We start from the raw sequence: 16,515 nt of genomic DNA on the forward strand, positions 1-16,515 counted from the left end.
GACGTGAAGCTCCTCGAACGAGCGATGTACGAGGTCAAGCGCGTCATCGTGGGTCAGGACCAGCTGGTCGAGCGGATCCTCATCGGTCTGCTCGCCCGCGGCCACATCCTTCTCGAAGGCGTGCCGGGCGTGGCCAAGACCCTCGCCGTGGAGACCTTCGCGACGGTGATCGGCGGCAGCTTCGCCCGCGTCCAGTTCACCCCCGACCTGGTGCCCACCGACCTGATCGGCACCCGCATCTACCGGCAGGGCCGCGAGGAGTTCGACACCGAACTCGGCCCGGTGGTGACCAACTTCCTGCTCGCCGACGAGATCAACCGCGCCCCCGCCAAGGTGCAGTCGGCCCTCCTCGAGGTGATGGCCGAGCGGCACGTCTCGATCGGCGGCGTCACCTACCCGATGCCCGATCCGTTCCTGGTGATGGCGACGCAGAACCCGATCGAGAACGAGGGCGTCTACCCGCTGCCCGAGGCGCAGCGCGACCGCTTCCTGTTCAAGGTGCTCGTCGACTACCCGTCGGTGGAGGAGGAGCGCGAGATCGTCTACCGGATGGGCATCACCCCGCCGACCGCGTCGCAGATCCTCGACCCGGCCGCCACCATCCGGCTGCAGCAGGTCGCCGCGAACGTGTTCGTCCACCACGCCCTCGTCGACTACGTGGTGCGGGTGATCAACGCGACGCGCCGCCCGGCCGACCTCGGCCTCACCGACGTCGCGACCTGGCTGAGCTACGGCGCCTCGCCGCGCGCGACGCTCGGCATCGTCGCCGCCGCGCGCGCCCTCGCCATCATCCGCGGCCGCGACTACGTGATCCCGCAGGACGTCGTCGAGATCATCCCGGACGTGCTGCGTCACCGCCTGGTGCTCAGCTACGACGCGCTCGCCGACGAGGTGACCCCGGATCAGATCATCACCCGGATCCTGCAGACCGTCGGCCTGCCGCAGGTCAGTGCCGCGCCGGTGGCATCGCAGCAGGCACCGGCCGCACCCGCCCAGCAGGCGGTACCGGCGCCGCAGGCCGCGCCCGCACCGCCGGCGGCACCCGCCCAGCCCGCGCCCGCGCAGCAGGCGCCGGCCGTGCAGCAGACTCCGGCCGTGCAGCAGGCACCGGCCGCGCCGCCGTCGATGGTGGTCGTCCAGCAGTCGCCGTCCGCGGCCTCGTCGCAGCCGGCGACCGAGCAGCCGACCCAGGTGCAGGCGCGTCCCGCCGCGCAGCCGGAGGGTCATGTCGGCCAATAGCGACCTGCCCACGCTGCACGGCGGCCGCCTCGACGACCCCCAGCTCACCGCGGCGCTGAACTCGCTGGAACTCACCGTGCGGCGCAAGCTCGACGGTGTGCTGCAGGGCGCGCACCTCGGCCTGATCCCGGGCCCCGGCTCGGAACCGGGCGAGGCGCGGCCCTATCAGCCCGGGGACGACATCCGGCGGATGGAGTGGTCGGTCACCGCCCGCACCACGCAGCCGCACGTGCGGCAGATGATCGCCGACCGCGAGCTGGAGACGTGGTTCGTCTTCGATGCCTCGGCGAGCCTCGACTTCGGGTCCGGCGCGCACACCAAACGCGATCTGGCCGTCGCCGCGGCCGCCGCGATCGTGCACCTCACCGCCGGCGGCGGCAACCGGCACGGCGCGATCATCGTGACCGGCGACTCGGTGGTGCGCATCCCGGCCCGGGCCGGTCGTGCGCACGCCCGGAATCTGCTCAAGGCCCTGGCGACCACGCACCGGAGCGCCGCCGGGGTGCGCGGCGACCTGAACGCCGGACTCGAGGCGCTTCGCCGCCCGCAGCGCCGCCGGGGCCTGGCAGTGGTGATCAGCGACTTCCTCGGCCCGCTCGACTGGACCCGGTCGCTGCGCGCGATCGGCGCCCACCACGAACTCCTCGGCGTCGAGGTGCTCGACCCGCTCGACGTCGCGCTGCCGGACGTGGGACCGGTGACCCTCGCCGACGCCGAGTCCGGCGAGATCGTCGAGATCGACGTGACCCCGCGCCTGCGCGACGACTTCGCCGCCGCCGCCGCGGCCCACCGCACGGAGGTCGACGGCGCGTTCCGCGGCTGCGGCGGTGCCGTCCTCACGCTGCGCACCGACCGGGACTGGATCGCCGACACCGTGCGCTTCGTCGGCCGTCGCCGCCGGGCGGCGGGGGTGCGCTGATGGGCGGGCTCTTCTCCCACCCGTGGTGGCTGCTGTCGCTGCTGCTGGTCGCGGCGCTGATCGCCGCGTACGTCATCGAGATGCGCCGCCGCCGGGTCCGGGCGCTGCGCTTCGCCAACCTCGACGTGCTGCGCTCGGTGGCGCCGACCAAGCGCAGCCGCCTCAAGCACGTCCCGTTCGCGATCCTCGCCGTGGGACTGGTGCTGCTCTGCGTCGCGCTCGCCGGCCCGCAGGCCGAGCGGAACGTCCCGCGCAACCGGGCCACCGTGATGCTCGTCGTCGACGTGTCGAACTCGATGAAGGCCACCGACGTCGCACCGTCGCGGCTGCAGGCCGCGCAGGCCGCGGGCAAGCGGTTCGCCGATGAGCTGACCTCCGGCATCAATCTGGGCCTGGTGTCGTTCGCCGGCACGGCGTCGACGCTGGTCTCGCCGACCCCCGACCACAACGCCACCAAGAACGCGCTGGGCAAGCTGAAGCTGGCCGACAAGACGGCGACCGGGGAGGGTATCTTCGCCGCCCTCGACCAGATCCAGACCCTGAACTCGGCGCTCGGCGGCAAGGCGGCGGCCCCGCCCGCGCACATCGTGCTGCTGTCCGACGGCAAGCAGACCGTCCCGGACAGCCCGGACGATCCGCGCGGCGGCTTCACCGCGGCCCGTAAGGCCAAGGAGGAGCACATCCCGGTCTCCACCATCTCGTTCGGCACCCTGAACGGCACCGTCGAGCTTCCGGGCCCGAACGGGCAGACCGAGCGCGTGCCGGTGCCGGTCGACGACGACACGCTCCGCAAGATCGCCAACCTGTCCGGTGGCGAGTTCTACACCGCGTCGTCGCTGGACGAGCTGAACAAGGTCTACTCCACGCTGCGCAAACAGATCGGCTACGAACGCCAGCGCGGCGACGACTCCCGGCCCTGGCTGATCGGCGGCACGCTGCTGGTGCTGGCCGGAACCGCCGGAGCCCTGTTCCTCAACCGGCGTCTCCCGTGAGATAGGTTGGACAACCATGACAGACAGTGATTTCACCCCGCGTTCGGTCCTCGTCACCGGCGGCAACCGGGGCATCGGCCTGGCCGTCGCCCAGCGTCTGGCCGCCGACGGGCACAAGGTCGCGGTGACCCACCGCGGCTCCGGCGCCCCCGAGGGGCTGTTCGGCGTGCAGTGCGATGTGACCGACACCGAGTCCGTCGACGCCGCCTTCAAGACCGTCGCCGAGCACCAGGGTCCGGTCGAGGTCGTCGTCGCCAACGCCGGCATCACCGAGGACACGCTCATCATGCGGATGAGCGTCGACAGCTTCGAGAACGTGATCGATGCGAACCTCACCGGCGCCTTCCGCGTCACCAAGGCCGCGACCCGCGACATGCTCAAGAAGCGCTGGGGCCGGTTCATCTACCTCGGCTCGGTGGTCGGCCTGATGGGCACGCCCGGCCAGGCCAACTACGCGGCATCCAAGGCCGGCGTGATCGGTCTGGCCCGCTCGGTGACCCGCGAGCTCGGCGGCCGCAACATCACCGCGAACGTGGTGGCGCCCGGTCTGATCGACACCGACATGACCCGCGCGCTGCCCGAGGACTACACCAAGACCGCGGTCGACCAGGCCATTCCGGCCAAGCGCATGGGCCAGCCGGAAGAGGTCGCGGCCGTCGTCAGCTTCCTCGCATCCGACGATTCGGCGTATGTCACGGGCAACGTGATCAACGTCGACGGCGGCCTCGGCATGGGCCACTGACCTCTCTACTTCAAGGAGCACATCTCTCGTGAGCGGAATCCTCGCAGGCAAGACCATCCTGGTGACCGGCATCATCACCGATGCCTCCATCGCCTTCGCCACCGCGGCGCAGGCGCAGGAGGCCGGCGCCACCGTGATCATCACCGGCATCCCGGAGCGGCTGCGGCTGATCAACCGGATCGCCAAGCGGCTGCCGCAGGAGGTGCCCGACGCGATTCCGCTGGACGTGACCGACGAGGAGAGCCTCGGCGCACTGGCCGACGCCGTCCGGGCGCTGGCCCCGCAGGGCGTCGACGGCGTCGTCCATTCGATCGCCTTCGCCCCGCGCACCCTGATGGGTCCGGACGCGCTGCCCTTCCTGGAAGGCCCCGGCCCGGACGTCGCCAAGAGCTTCGAGATCTCCGCGTGGAGCTACGCCTCGCTGGCCCGCGCCGTGCTGCCGGTGATGAACGAGGGCGGCTCCATCGTGGGCATGGACTTCGATCCGCGCACCGCCATGCCCGACTACAACTGGATGGGCGTGGCCAAGGCCGCGCTGGAGTCGGTCAACCGGTACGTCGCGCGCGAGGTGGGCTACGCCAAGCACGTCCGCTCCAACCTGGTCGCCGCCGGCCCGATCAAGACGCTGGCCGCCAAGGCGATCTCCGGCACCGCGACCGACGACGCCAAGAAGCTCAACATGCTCAACGAGTATTGGGACGGCGCGTCGCCGATCGGCTGGAACGTCGACGATCCGACCCCGGTCGGCAAGAGCGTCGTGGCCCTGCTGTCGGACTGGCTGCCGGCCACCACCGGTTCGATCGTCTACGTCGACGGCGGTGCCAGCCACAACACCTGGTTCCCGGAGAACCTCCTCAACCAGTGACCTTCACGGCACTGCTGTTCCTCTCGTTCGGCGGGCCCGACGGCCCGGACGACGTCCGCCCGTTCCTGGAGAACGTCACCCGGGGCCGCGGGATCCCGCCCGAGCGCCTCGACGCTGTCGCCGAGCACTACCTGCATTTCGGCGGGGTGTCGCCGATCAACCGGCTCAACCTCGACATGATCGCGGCGCTGCAGGCCGAACTCCGCACCCGCGGCGTCGACCTGCCGATCTACTTCGGCAACCGGAACTGGACGCCGTACGCCGCCGACGCCGTCACGCAGATGTGGGCCGACGGGCACCGTCGTGCGCTGGTCTTCCCGACCTCGGCGTGGGGCGGGTACTCGGGGTGCCGGCAGTATCACGAGGACATCGCGCGGGCCCTCGAAGAAGCCGGTCACGACAGCGGGGACATGGTGCTGCGCAAGCTGCCGCAGTACTGGTCCGAGCCCGGCTTCCTCGCCGCCGGAGTGAGCGCGGTACGCCGCGCCCAGGCCGAAGTGAGCGACGGCCCGCCCGCCCGGCTGGTGTTCACCGCCCACTCGATCCCGGTGTCGGCCGATGCCGCGGCCGGGGTGTCCGGGCCGGGCGGCGGTCACCTGTACTCGCGTCAGGTGGCGGAGGCCTCGGCGCGGGTCGCCGCCGAGCTGGGCATCGACGACTACGACGTCGTCTGGCAGTCCCGGTCCGGCCCGCCCCAGGTGCCGTGGCTGGAACCGGACATCTGCGACCATCTGGAAGCCCTCGCCGAGCAGGGCGTGGGCCGGGTGATCGTGTTCCCGATCGGCTTCGTCTCCGACCACCTCGAGGTGGTGTGGGACCTGGACCACGAGGCCCGCGAACTGGCCGCGGAGCTCGGCCTCGAATACGTGCGCGCCGACACCGTCGGCACCGATCCGGAGTTTCTCTCGATGGTCGCCGGCCTGATCGAACGCTATGCCGGCGGCGGGGGAGACCTCGAGGCCTTCGGCTGCGGCGACAACGGCACGGTGTGCCGGCCGGGCTGCTGCGAGCCGCCGCGCCGCCGCCCCGCGCACTGATCCGTCAGCGGCGATAGTCGCGCAGCAGGGTGTTGATCGCGCCGGCCCGCGCTCGGCGGGTCAGCGCCGACAGCCGGCGGAGTTCGGTGTCGGCGGTGTCGAGCTGCGCCGCCGACGCCCCGAGGTCACCGCCGGCCAGATCGACGATCGCGTCGATCTGCGCGGCCGTGGCGAGGATCCGGTCCACGCGCGGCCGGTCGTGCGGCGGCAGGTCCAGCAGACCGGCCCGAGTGCGGGCGGCGAGGGCATCGCGCAGATCGGCCGGGCCCGACGAGCGGGGACCGGTCAGTCCGGCGATCACCGCGGCCGCCTCGCCGACGGCCTCGCGCAGCTCGTATTCCAGTTCGCCGACGCCGCGGTCGCCGCCGAGCGCTTCGACGTCGAGCGGTTGCTCCACGACGCGCACGGTCCAGCGGCAGCGTTCGGCGGTGCCGCGGGCGGTGATCGACAGCGGGGTGCCGCCGGGACGGGCGATCAGCAGGACCTCGGCGGTGGCGAGCACCTCGGCGTCGAGCAGGCCGGGACCGAGTCCTTGCGCATCGCCGGGCGCGGGAAACACCACCGCGGCCGCGGGCGCCTCACCGACCAGGCGGATCAGCTCCAGGGCACTCGCTCCCGAAGCGATCGGGGCGCCCGGCGCCGCATCGACGTCGTGCACCTGGGCGTAGTCGTGCAGGGTGTGCAGGACGTCGTCGGGCGCGGCGCTTCCGGCACGCCAGGCGGCGGCCCACAGGGCGAGCGCCGACGCGGGCCAGGCGCGCAGCAGGGCGTGACCGGATTCCGGCAGTGATCTAGACATGACGTCACCACGATACGCGGAGCGTCGCACCGCCGATCGCGTCCGCGTCGCCTACCCTGAGCACCCGTGATGGACGATCGCTACGGACGTGACGTACTGGCGCAGCCGCGCAGGCAGAAGCCGAAAGCCCCCGAGGTCGCCGGGGAGATGGGCCTGGTGGTCGAGGACGCGGCGACCGGCTACTGCGGCGCGGTGGTCGGCTGGGAGAAGACGTACGCCGCCGACATGGTGCGCCTGGAGGACCGGCGCGGCGCGACCCGGGTGTTCCACGCGTATCCCGCGGCGTTCCTGATCGACGGCAAGCCGGTCACGCTCGTCCGGCCACGGGGCCGCGGACCGAATCAGCCGAGCCGGATCCAGACCGCGTCCGGTTCACGGGCCCTGCCCAAGCAGCGGGCGCGGACCGCCCGGGCCAGCCGGATCTTCGTCGAGGGCGTGCACGACGCGACGCTGCTCGAGCGGGTCTGGGGCGAGGATCTGCGCGCCGAGGGGGTCGTGGTGATGAGCCTCGACGGCCTGGACAACCTCGACGACGCGCTCGCCGACTTCCAGCCCGCCCCGCATCGGCGGGCGGGGGTGCTGGTCGATCACCTCGTCGCGGGCACCAAGGAGGCGAAGCTGACCGCCGAGGTGGGTCCGAACGTCCTGGTCTGCGGCCACCCCTACATCGACGTGTGGGAGGCGGTGAAGCCGTCCGCGGTCAAGATCGCGGCCTGGCCGACCATCCCGCGCGGCACCGACTGGAAGACCGGGATCTGCGAGGAGCTCGGCTGGGGCACCCCGCAGGACGGCTGGCGCCGGGTACTGGGCGCCGTCTCGAGCTTCCGCGACCTCGAGGTCCCGCTGATCCGCAGCGTCGAGGAACTGATCGACTTCGTCACCGAGCCGCCGGAGTAGCCCTGTCGTAGGTGTGTTCCATGCTTGGCACATGAGTGAAGGACTGCTGTACGTCGCATGTTCGTGCTTCCGGGAAGGCCGCACCTCCGAACCTCCGCTTCCGCCGGAGAGGCTCGATCTCGACCGGTTCGGCAACGTCAAGCGGGTGGTCGATGCTTCGCCGGAGGACTCACCGGAATACCTGCAACTGTGGCGGTCTGGGCGGGCGTGTGAGCATACGGACATGCAGGTGTGGGAAGAGCTTTACCACGGACGTCGCCGAGAGTGGTCGAGCGATCTGGTCGAGGATCTGCTGACACGTCCCGCGTACCGCCACATCGCGGACGTGCTTCACCGGCCCGCCAGTGCGATGGCGGAGGTCCTCGTCGAGGCCCACGAGGCGGAGGTCGCGCTGTCGGAACTGCGAGCGCTGTGCGCGTTGCCGACCAGCATGGAGACGCGCATCGTGATCGATGAGCAAGGTGAAGCGTCGCGTCCCGTCGATGGAGCAGGTTTTCGCGGCGAACGTGACTTCGCCCGGATCGGCGTCTCCCAGGACGCGTACCCGGAAAGCACAGCGGGCGAGATCGGCGAAATCGGAGTCTCGGGTGTCGAGGTCGTCGTCCGAGACCTCGGGAGCGGCGCCGAGCGTATCCGGTCGACCACCGTCGAGGTGCTCCAAGACAGCGCGGTCTCGGTCGAATTCGGCGGGTACCGGATGTATCGGACGGTGTTCATACCACCCGGTACACCGGGCGCCGTCTGGCGATGGGCACCGCGACTCTCGTTCACTCCGGCCCAGGCCAGAAGAAGGGGACCGGACATGCCGCTGGAGACATCGCTGCGGGTTGAGACGCGTGATCTCACGATGCCGGAACTGGACCACGACCTCGCCGTGTTCGAGCTGATCCTCGCTGCCTCGGTCGACACCGGAAACCCCGTGGTCAGCTACTACACCGGGTGCAGCGGTGGGTACGACATCTTCTGACGCGTCCGGTCCCTCAGAACATCGGCCGCCTCAGCGCCGCGGGCGGCGATATTCCCTCGGTGCGCCGTATTCGGCCGGTGTTCTGCGGCCGATCCGCGCGGGGCGCGATCAGCGCCCCAGGAGCACGCCGATCCCGGCGGCCGCACAGGCCCAGAGCACCGAGGCGAAGGTGCCGAGGATGAACTGCTCGCTGGCATGGTGTTCGCGCAGTTGCGGGAAGCGCGCCAGGCCCTTGATCCCGAGGATCACCGCGATCCCGGCCGGCCACCCGAGCAGCAGACTGACCGCGACCCCGGTCCGTTCCAGCAGGCCGATCACGCGGCCGCCGCGCAGCGGGGGATCCGGCGCCGGGTCGTCGTAGTTGTCGTTGCGGGTGGGGATGCCACCGATGGCCAGCACCGTCCGGACCACCGGTCCGCCGGTCACCGCGGCGGCGATCACCGCCACCACCCGGCCGGCGATCAAGTCGTATGCCGGCAGCGCGGAGCCCACGGCCGCGACGATCGCCGCGGCGGCCAGCAGCACGACCATCACCGCGGTCAGGACGCGATCGGCGCCGCGCACGACACGATCCGGGTACGTGTCGTCGGCGGCGAGTCGTGCCCGGCCGGGGGCCGCCACCACCGCGATCACGATCGCCACCACCAGCAGCACCACGGCGGTCATCGGTCCTCCTCGCACATCGTCATCAGCCGTACCGTCAGGTTCTCCGCGTCCGGCTGGAGATCCCAGCGAGCGGCCCGCAATCGCAGCGATACCGCCTGCGGCGAGATGCCCAGGCGCTCAGCGGCTTCGGCTTGTGTCAATCCGGCCGCGGCCAGGGCGACGGCCTCCCGGCCCGCCGGGCTCCGCGCGGTCAGCAGGTCGACCAGCAGGCATGCCGCCGTCTGCGCGCTCTGGCACCAGGCCGACGGACCGGCCACCTGCAACGGCACCCGCCGGCCCTTGGCCGCTTCCACCGCCCGGCGTGCGGCCTCGAAGGCCGGCCCGCGGCCGGCGCGCGTCTGCTCCGGGAGCGGCTGCTCGACGTCGTCGACGCCGATGCCGACGCTCCAATGGCCCGAGGAGACCAGGTCCACCGCCACCGTGGCGACGACCGCCGGGTCGTCGAAGATCGCTTCCACCTCGTCACCGGCCGTCCGATCGAAACCCCGGACCGCGACCGTGTCGCGGAAGCGGTCCAGCAGATGCGGCACTCGGTCCAAGTCGGTACGGCTGGATCGCTGGTCTGCGGTGATCACGAACATGACTGACCTCGATTCAAGTCCTGAAGCTTGAATGCCTCTAATCAAGTATTGAGGCTTGATCTCCGAATATCAAGCCTCATGACTTGACCGGCATCCGCGCGTCCACGATCAGCCCGATCACGCCGACCGCGAACAGCCCGCCCGAGACCAGGACCATCACCGGGCTCGCCTGACCGGCCAGGGCGTCGCCGAGGAAGACCACGGCGGCGGTCCCCGGGATGGTGCCGAGCACCGAGGCGACCGTGTAGGGGATCGGCCGCACCGACGACAGCCCGGAGGCATAGTTGAGGACCGAGAACGGGCAGAACGCGATCAGCCGGAGCGAGCCGACGGCCAGCCAGCCGCGGCGTTCCAGTCGTTCTTCGATGGCCGCGAACACCGCGCGATCGAGATAGCGCTGCGCCCGTGCGCGGCCCAGCCGGCGAGCCAGCGCGAAGGCGACCACCGCCGCGAACGTGGTGGCCAGCATCGAGCCGGTGAAACCGACCGCCGGGCCGAACAGGACGCCGGCGGTCACGGTGAACGCGGTCCGCGGCACCGGCGCGATGGTCACCACCGCGTACGCCAGGAAGAACAGCACCACGAACCACGGGCCCACCGCGTCCGACCACTCGCGGACCCGGCCGACCGAGGGCAGCGGCGCGAAGTAGGCCGCCGCCAGCACGGCGACCACCACGGCCAGTCCGCCCACCGCCCGCCAGACGGTCACCCGCCCGGCCCCCGCCGGGGCCGGCGCCACCGTGCCGGTGGCCAGGTCGACGGGTTCCTCGACGGCGCGGGGACGACGGGGGAGGATCACCTCGGTAAGTCTAGGCAGTGCCGGCGAGTGGCCCGCTTCACGATGGACCGCGCGTGGCCGCGAACACAGATCCGATATTGTGCATGGGGGCGCACAGTCCAGCGACCATGGAGGATCCCGCAAGCCATGACGGCCGACATCACGCACACCAGGCAGCAGCTCGACGACGACTACACCCGGTGGTCGACGGCCGCCGCGGCAGTCCTGGCGAAGGGGCGCCGATGCGATCCCGCCGATCTGCCCGCGACCCCGGAAGCGCTGCTCTCCACGCAGACCCGCGACGACGACGTGGTGGTCCGCCCGCTCTACACCCGCAAGGACGAGACCGGTGAGCGCGGCCTGCCCGGCGCCTTCCCGTTCGTCCGCGGCGCCGATCCGGCGCGCGACGTGAACCAGGGCTGGCGCGTCACCGAGCGCTTCGGCGACCTGCCCGGCCAGAGCGTCGAGGGTGTCAACGAGACGATCCTCGATGCCGCCGGGTCCGGCGCCAGCGGCATCTGGCTGGCCGTCGGCCCGGCCGTGAAGTACGGCGAGCTGGGTACCGTCCTGAACGGCGTGTACCTCGACCTGATGCCGGTCACCCTGGACGCCGGCACCGAGGGCATCGCCGTGGCCCACGAATTCCTGAAGGTCCTCGCCGATCGTCCGGCGCCGCCCCAGGAGGCGCCGCCGCTGCTTGGCACCACCCACAGCCTCGGCCTGTCGCCGTACACCGCGGCCTTCTCCGGCCGGCCCGCCGTGCCCGCCACGCAGGCCGCCGCACTGGCGATCGATGTCCCCGAACGGGTGCGCACCTTCCGGGTCGACGGCACCGACTTCGCGCAGGCCGGCGCCACCGCCGCCCAGGAACTCGGCCTGCTGGTCGCCGCTGCCGTCGCCCACGTCCGCGACATGACGACCGCGGGGCTCACCACCGAACAGGCCCTCGGCCAGATCGGCTTCGCCGTCTCGGTGAGCGATGACCAGTTCGCCGCCATCGCCAAGCTCCGGGCCCTGCGGCTGATGTGGGCACGCGTCGCCCAGGTCCTCGGAGTGCCCGACGCCGGCGCCGCGCTGACCCACGCGGTGACCGATCTGTCGATGCTCACCCAGCGCGACCCGTGGGTGAATATGCTGCGCACCACCGTCGCCGCGTTCGGCGCCGGGGTGGGCGGCGCCGACCAGGTGACGGTGCTCGGCTACGACGCGGCGCTGCCGACCGGCGCGCGCTCGTCGAGTCCGTCGTTCTCGGCCCGCATCGCCCGCAACACCCAGCTGCTGCTGCTGGAGGAGTCGAACATCGGCCGGGTCCTCGATCCGGCCGGCGGCTCATGGTTCGTGGAATCCCTCACCGACGATCTCGCGTCGGCCGGCTGGGCGGTCTTCACCGACACCGAGGCGCACGGCGGATACGCCGATGCGCTCGATCAGGGCGCGATCGCGCGGTGGATCGGCGACGCACTGGCGCTGCGCGACGAGGCCGTCGCGCACCGCAGCGCGCCGGTCACCGGCGTCTCGGAGTTCCCGAACCTCGGTGAAGCCGCGTTCGCGGCGGCCCTCGCCGACAGCACCGATCTGCCGACCGCCACGCCGGGGCTCGCCCGGGTGGCCCGGCGCTTCGAGGAACTGCGTGATCGCGCCGACGCCCAGGAGGTCCGCCCGAGCGTCCTGCTGCTGCCGCTGGGCAGCGTGGCCGAGCACAACGGCCGCACCACTTTCGTCAGCAATCTGCTCGGCGCGGGCGGCATCGAGGCGATCAACCCGGGAACGATAGAGGTCTCGACTCCGCTCGACCAGCATGGTCCGATCGCCGTCCTCTGCGGCACCAAGGCCCGCTACGCCTCGGACGGACCCGCTGTCCTGGCCGCCGCCCGCGCCGCCGGGATCGGCCGCGTTCTGCTCGCCGGGCCGCTGAGCGAATGGCCGGACGGCGACGACCGCCCGGACGGCTCGCTGCGTGCCGGGATCGACGCGGTCGGGACGCTGACCGAACTTCTCGACATCCTCACCACTGCGACCGCGGGGGCCTGAATCACCATGAGCGACAACAGCATCCCAAGTTTCGCCGACGTCGAACTCGGCCTCGGTGAGCTCACCGCCACACCGACCACGACGCAGACCGAGAGCCTCGTCGAGTCCCTCGCGGGTACGCACGGCTACACGCCCGAGCAGACCGTCTGGCACACGCCGGAGCAGATCGACGTCGCCCCGGTCTACACCCGCGCCGCCCGTGACGCGACGGCCGCCGACGAGAGCTACCCGCTGGACTCGATTCCCGGCGAGGCGCCGTTCATCCGCGGCCCGTACCCGACGATGTACGTCAACCAGCCGTGGACCATCCGCCAGTACGCCGGCTTCTCCACCGCCGCCGAGTCGAACGCCTTCTACCGCCGCAACCTCGCGTCCGGCCAGAAGGGCCTGTCGGTGGCCTTCGATCTGGCGACCCACCGCGGCTACGACTCCGATCACCCGCGCGTCGCCGGCGACGTCGGCATGGCCGGTGTCGCGATCGACTCGATCCTCGACATGCGCCAGCTGTTCGACGGCATCGACCTCGGCAACGTGTCGGTGTCGATGACGATGAACGGCGCGGTGCTGCCGATCCTCGCGCTCTACGTGGTGGCCGCCGAGGAACAGGGCGTGCCGCCGGAGAAGCTGGCCGGGACCATCCAGAACGACATCCTCAAGGAGTTCATGGTCCGCAACACCTACATCTATCCGCCGGCCCCGTCGATGCGGATCATCTCCGACATCTTCTCCTTCACCAGCCAGAAGATGCCGAAGTTCAACTCCATCTCGATCTCCGGCTACCACATCCAGGAGGCCGGGGCGACGGCCGATCTGGAGCTGGCGTACACGCTGGCCGACGGCGTCGAATACATCCGCGCCGGGCTCGACGCGGGCCTGGACATCGACAAGTTCGCGCCGCGCCTCTCGTTCTTCTGGGGCATCGGGATGAACTTCTTCATGGAGGTCGCCAAGCTCCGCGCGGCGCGGCTGCTGTGGAGCGAGCTGGTCGCGAAGTTCGAGCCGAAGAGTGCCAAGAGCCTGTCGCTGCGCACCCACTCGCAGACCTCGGGCTGGTCGCTGACCGCGCAGGACGTGTTCAACAACGTCGCCCGCACCTGCGTGGAGGCGATGGCCGCGACGCAGGGGCACACCCAGTCGCTGCACACCAACGCGCTCGACGAGGCGATCGCGCTGCCGACCGACTTCTCGGCGCGCATCGCCCGCAACACCCAGCTGCTGCTGCAGCAGGAGTCGGGCACCACCCGGCCGATCGACCCGTGGGCCGGGTCCAACTACGTCGAATGGCTCACCGCCGAGCTGGCGAACAAGGCCCGGGCGCACATCGCCGAGGTCGAGGCCGCCGGCGGCATGACCCAGGCCATCAACGAGGGCCTGCCGAAGCTTCGTATCGAGGAGGCCGCCGCGCGCACCCAGGCGCGCATCGACTCCGGCCAGCAGCCGCTGATCGGCGTCAACAAGTACCGGGTCGACGAGGACGAGGAGATCGAGGTCCTCAAGGTCGACAACTCGAAGGTGCGCGCCGAGCAGCTGGAGAAGCTGGCCCGGCTGCGCGCCGAGCGGGACTCGGCCGCGGTCGAGGCCGCCCTGGCGAACCTGACCCGTGCGGCCGGTGAGCCCGGCGGATCGGACCTGGACAACAATCTGATGGCGCTGGCCATCGACGCCGCCCGGGCGGGCGCCACCGGCGGCGAGATCTCCGATGCCATGGAGAAGGTCTTCGGCCGGCACCAGGCCGAGATCCGCACCATCAGCGGCGTCTACCGGCACGAGGTGGGAGAAGACGTGAGCAACGTGGACCGCGCCATCGCCGTCGTCGATGCGTTCGCCGAGGCGGAGGGCCGTCGTCCGCGTGTGCTGGTCGCCAAGATGGGGCAGGACGGGCACGACCGCGGGCAGAAGGTGATCGCGACCGCGTTCGCCGACCTCGGCTTCGACGTGGACGTGGGCCCGCTGTTCGCCACGCCCGAGGAGGTCGCCAGCCAGGCCTCCGACAACGACGTGCACGTGGTGGGCGTGTCGTCGCTGGCCGCCGGACACCTCACCCTGGTCCCGGCCCTGAAGAAGGCACTGGCCGACGTCGGCCGCGAGGACATCATGATCGTGGTCGGCGGGGTGATCCCGCCGGGCGATTTCGACGACCTCTACGAGGCCGGCGCGACCGCGATCTATCCGCCCGGCACGGTGATCGCCGACGCCGCGGTGGAGCTGATCGGCAAGCTCGCCGGTGAGCTGGAGCTGGACCTGGCCCTGCCGGACGCGGGCTGATCCGGGAGATGGCACGACGCACCATCGACGTCGGCGCGCTCGCCGACGGGGTCCGCGCCGGGGACCGGTCGACGCTGGCCCGCGCGATCACCCTGGTCGAGTCGACGCGCCCGGAGCATCGGGCCAAGGCGCAGGAGCTGCTGCTGGCGGTGACACCCGACTCGGGGAAGTCGTTCCGGGTGGGGATCACCGGCGTGCCCGGGGTGGGGAAGTCGACCACCATCGAGGCGCTCGGTATGCACCTGATCGACCTCGGTCACCGGGTCGCGGTGCTCGCCGTCGACCCGTCATCGACCCGCACCGGCGGCTCCATCCTGGGCGACAAGACCCGGATGGGACAGCTGTCGGCGGCGCCGGAGGCGTACGTGCGGCCGTCGCCCACCTCGGGCACGCTCGGCGGCGTCACCAAGGCGACCCGCGAGACGATCGTGCTGGTCGAGGCCGCCGGCTACGACGTGGTGCTGGTCGAGACCGTCGGCGTCGGGCAGTCCGAGGTGAGCGTCGCCGGCATGGTCGACACCTTCACCTTCCTCACCCTCGCCCGCACCGGCGACTCCCTCCAGGGCATCAAGAAGGGCGTCCTGGAACTGGCCGAGATCGTCGTGGTCAACAAGGCCGACGGCAAACACGTCAACGAGGCCCGCGCCGCCGCCCGGGAACTCCGCAACGCCCTCGGCCTGATCTATCCGCACGACGCCCTGTGGACGCCGCCGGTGCTCACCATGAGTGCGATGGAGAACCGCGGCGTCGACGAGTACTGGCAGGCCATCCTCGATCACCGGAAGGTGCTCACCGAGGCGGGGGAGTTCGACCGGCGGCGCGCCCGCCAGCAGGTGGCCTGGACGTGGCAGATGGTCCAGGAGGCCATTCTGTCCCGGCTCGACGCCGACCCGCACGTCCGCGAGGTCCGGGCCGCCGCCGAGCGCGGCATCCTGGACGGCACCCTCACCCCGGCGCTGGCCGCCGAACAGATCGTGGCCGCGGCAGAGCCACCTCACACCCTGAGGTGAGCCGCTCCTGAACCCGGACCGTCCCTGAGCTTGCCGGCAGGTGCCGTGTGCCTCAGGAGGCCGCGCCTGTCGAAGGGAGCGGTCGTCCGAACGGCTGAATTCGCATCCTCACCCGCCCCGGCCGGACGGAATCCATCGGCTTCACCGGTAGTCTCCGAAGTACTTTTCGTCCGAATTGTCTGGAGCCACGTTGTCTCACGCGACCCTCTGCACCTGCCGCTCTTCCCACCTGGCTGCCTCGAAGTACCGGCCGGGTGCTCTGGCAGCGGCACTCATCACTGGCGTTCTCCTCTCAGGTTGCGGTACTGATTCCTCCGCGAGTGGCAGTTCCGATGGACCAGACGGCGACGGTGCGACCGCACCGGCCGAATCGAGCGTGAAAGCGACCGTGCCGGGCGCTGTCGAATTCGGCTGGACTGGCACATCCCGGGCGGAACGGAAGATGGTCCTCTGCTACAAGGGCGATGACGGGCGTGTGGCATTGGGGGCGATGTACTCGTCGGGCGAGGTTCTTCACGCTGCCGATGTGAAGCTCACAATGAATGGCGACTCACTCAACAAATACGGACTCTCGATCCGATCACAAACTTCATACGAAACTGAACCGCACTGGGTTCTTTGGAGGCTCGTGACCTTGGAAACGAGGATGAGTACATGCCGAAGGAACAGGTTCCCGGGAAGCCGCAGACGCGGCGCTACAGCCCGGAGGAGAAGGTGGCGGCGGTCC

At 70.9% G+C, this 16,515-nt stretch carries 15 protein-coding genes; 11 read left to right on the forward strand and 4 right to left on the reverse strand.

The window, feature by feature from the left end:
• The first annotated feature begins 24 nt into the window (after positions 1 to 24).
• Genes ACSEEN_RS03815 through ACSEEN_RS03840 form a run of 6 tightly spaced genes read left to right on the forward strand, consistent with a single transcriptional unit; the run spans position 25 to position 5,794 of the window.
• Entirely contained in the window at positions 25 to 1,239 is a 1,215-nt protein-coding gene (locus tag ACSEEN_RS03815) for an AAA family ATPase (protein WP_440712365.1), read from the forward strand.
• Positions 1,226 to 2,158 (forward strand): DUF58 domain-containing protein, encoded by a 933-nt coding sequence (locus tag ACSEEN_RS03820; protein WP_440712351.1) that lies wholly within the window; start codon positions 1,226 to 1,228, stop codon positions 2,156 to 2,158. Before ACSEEN_RS03815 ends, ACSEEN_RS03820 begins: the two co-directional genes overlap by 14 nt.
• Positions 2,158 to 3,150 (forward strand): VWA domain-containing protein, encoded by a 993-nt coding sequence (locus ACSEEN_RS03825; protein ID WP_440712352.1) that lies wholly within the window; start codon positions 2,158 to 2,160, stop codon positions 3,148 to 3,150. The genes ACSEEN_RS03820 and ACSEEN_RS03825 overlap by 1 nt, the downstream gene beginning before the upstream one ends.
• A 16-nt stretch (positions 3,151 to 3,166) precedes the next feature.
• Positions 3,167 to 3,892 (forward strand): 3-oxoacyl-ACP reductase FabG1, encoded by a 726-nt coding sequence (gene fabG1 / locus ACSEEN_RS03830; protein ID WP_247867850.1) that lies wholly within the window; start codon positions 3,167 to 3,169, stop codon positions 3,890 to 3,892.
• A gap of 28 nt (positions 3,893 to 3,920) precedes the next feature.
• Positions 3,921 to 4,757 carry an NADH-dependent enoyl-ACP reductase InhA gene (gene inhA / locus ACSEEN_RS03835; RefSeq protein WP_440712353.1) on the forward strand — a complete coding sequence of 279 codons (837 nt, stop codon included), beginning with the start codon at positions 3,921 to 3,923 and terminating at the stop codon, positions 4,755 to 4,757.
• Positions 4,754 to 5,794 (forward strand): ferrochelatase, encoded by a 1,041-nt coding sequence (locus tag ACSEEN_RS03840; RefSeq protein ID WP_247867848.1) that lies wholly within the window; start codon positions 4,754 to 4,756, stop codon positions 5,792 to 5,794. The genes inhA and ACSEEN_RS03840 overlap by 4 nt, the downstream gene beginning before the upstream one ends.
• Before the next feature lie 4 nt (positions 5,795 to 5,798).
• Here ACSEEN_RS03840 and ACSEEN_RS03845 read toward each other — a convergent pair whose 3' ends face one another.
• The gene (locus tag ACSEEN_RS03845) at positions 5,799 to 6,593 is read right to left on the reverse strand and encodes an Rv1486c family protein (protein WP_247867847.1); all 795 of its coding nucleotides are present in this window, start codon (positions 6,591 to 6,593) and stop codon (positions 5,799 to 5,801) included.
• 69 nt (positions 6,594 to 6,662) lie between these two features.
• Between ACSEEN_RS03845 and ACSEEN_RS03850 the strand changes: the two genes are divergently transcribed.
• On the forward strand, positions 6,663 to 7,490 hold the full coding sequence (locus ACSEEN_RS03850) for a DUF3097 domain-containing protein (protein ID WP_247868002.1): 828 nt from the start codon (positions 6,663 to 6,665) through the stop codon (positions 7,488 to 7,490).
• A gap of 31 nt (positions 7,491 to 7,521) precedes the next feature.
• Positions 7,522 to 8,457, forward strand: a complete 936-nt coding sequence (locus tag ACSEEN_RS03855; protein WP_247867846.1) for a hypothetical protein — start codon at positions 7,522 to 7,524, stop codon at positions 8,455 to 8,457.
• Between the two features lie 108 nt (positions 8,458 to 8,565).
• On the opposite strand, the gene ACSEEN_RS03860 is transcribed toward ACSEEN_RS03855, so the two are convergent.
• The 3 genes from ACSEEN_RS03860 to ACSEEN_RS03870 form a co-directional block, all read right to left on the reverse strand.
• Entirely contained in the window at positions 8,566 to 9,123 is a 558-nt protein-coding gene (locus ACSEEN_RS03860; RefSeq protein WP_247867845.1) for a hypothetical protein, read from the reverse strand.
• Positions 9,120 to 9,704: a helix-turn-helix domain-containing protein gene (locus tag ACSEEN_RS03865; RefSeq protein ID WP_440712354.1), complete on the reverse strand. Its 585-nt coding sequence runs from the start codon at positions 9,702 to 9,704 to the stop codon at positions 9,120 to 9,122. The genes ACSEEN_RS03860 and ACSEEN_RS03865 overlap by 4 nt, the downstream gene beginning before the upstream one ends.
• Before the next feature lie 76 nt (positions 9,705 to 9,780).
• Entirely contained in the window at positions 9,781 to 10,503 is a 723-nt protein-coding gene (locus ACSEEN_RS03870; RefSeq protein ID WP_440712355.1) for a TVP38/TMEM64 family protein, read from the reverse strand.
• Between the two features lie 126 nt (positions 10,504 to 10,629).
• Between ACSEEN_RS03870 and ACSEEN_RS03875 the strand changes: the two genes are divergently transcribed.
• Genes ACSEEN_RS03875 through meaB form a run of 3 tightly spaced genes read left to right on the forward strand, consistent with a single transcriptional unit; the run spans position 10,630 to position 15,788 of the window.
• Positions 10,630 to 12,513, forward strand: a complete 1,884-nt coding sequence (locus ACSEEN_RS03875) for a methylmalonyl-CoA mutase family protein (protein ID WP_440712356.1) — start codon at positions 10,630 to 10,632, stop codon at positions 12,511 to 12,513.
• A 6-nt stretch (positions 12,514 to 12,519) separates the two neighbouring features.
• Positions 12,520 to 14,778, forward strand: coding sequence for a methylmalonyl-CoA mutase (gene scpA / locus ACSEEN_RS03880; protein WP_247867842.1), 2,259 nt, complete (start codon positions 12,520 to 12,522; stop codon positions 14,776 to 14,778).
• A gap of 8 nt (positions 14,779 to 14,786) precedes the next feature.
• A complete protein-coding gene (gene meaB, locus ACSEEN_RS03885) occupies positions 14,787 to 15,788 on the forward strand; it encodes a methylmalonyl Co-A mutase-associated GTPase MeaB (RefSeq protein ID WP_440712357.1) in 1,002 nt (333 codons plus the stop codon).
• Positions 15,789 to 16,515: the final 727 nt, after the last annotated feature.

Origin of the sequence: Gordonia marina (assembly GCF_052036135.1) — a bacterium.
Lineage (GTDB): Bacteria > Actinomycetota > Actinomycetes > Mycobacteriales > Mycobacteriaceae > Gordonia.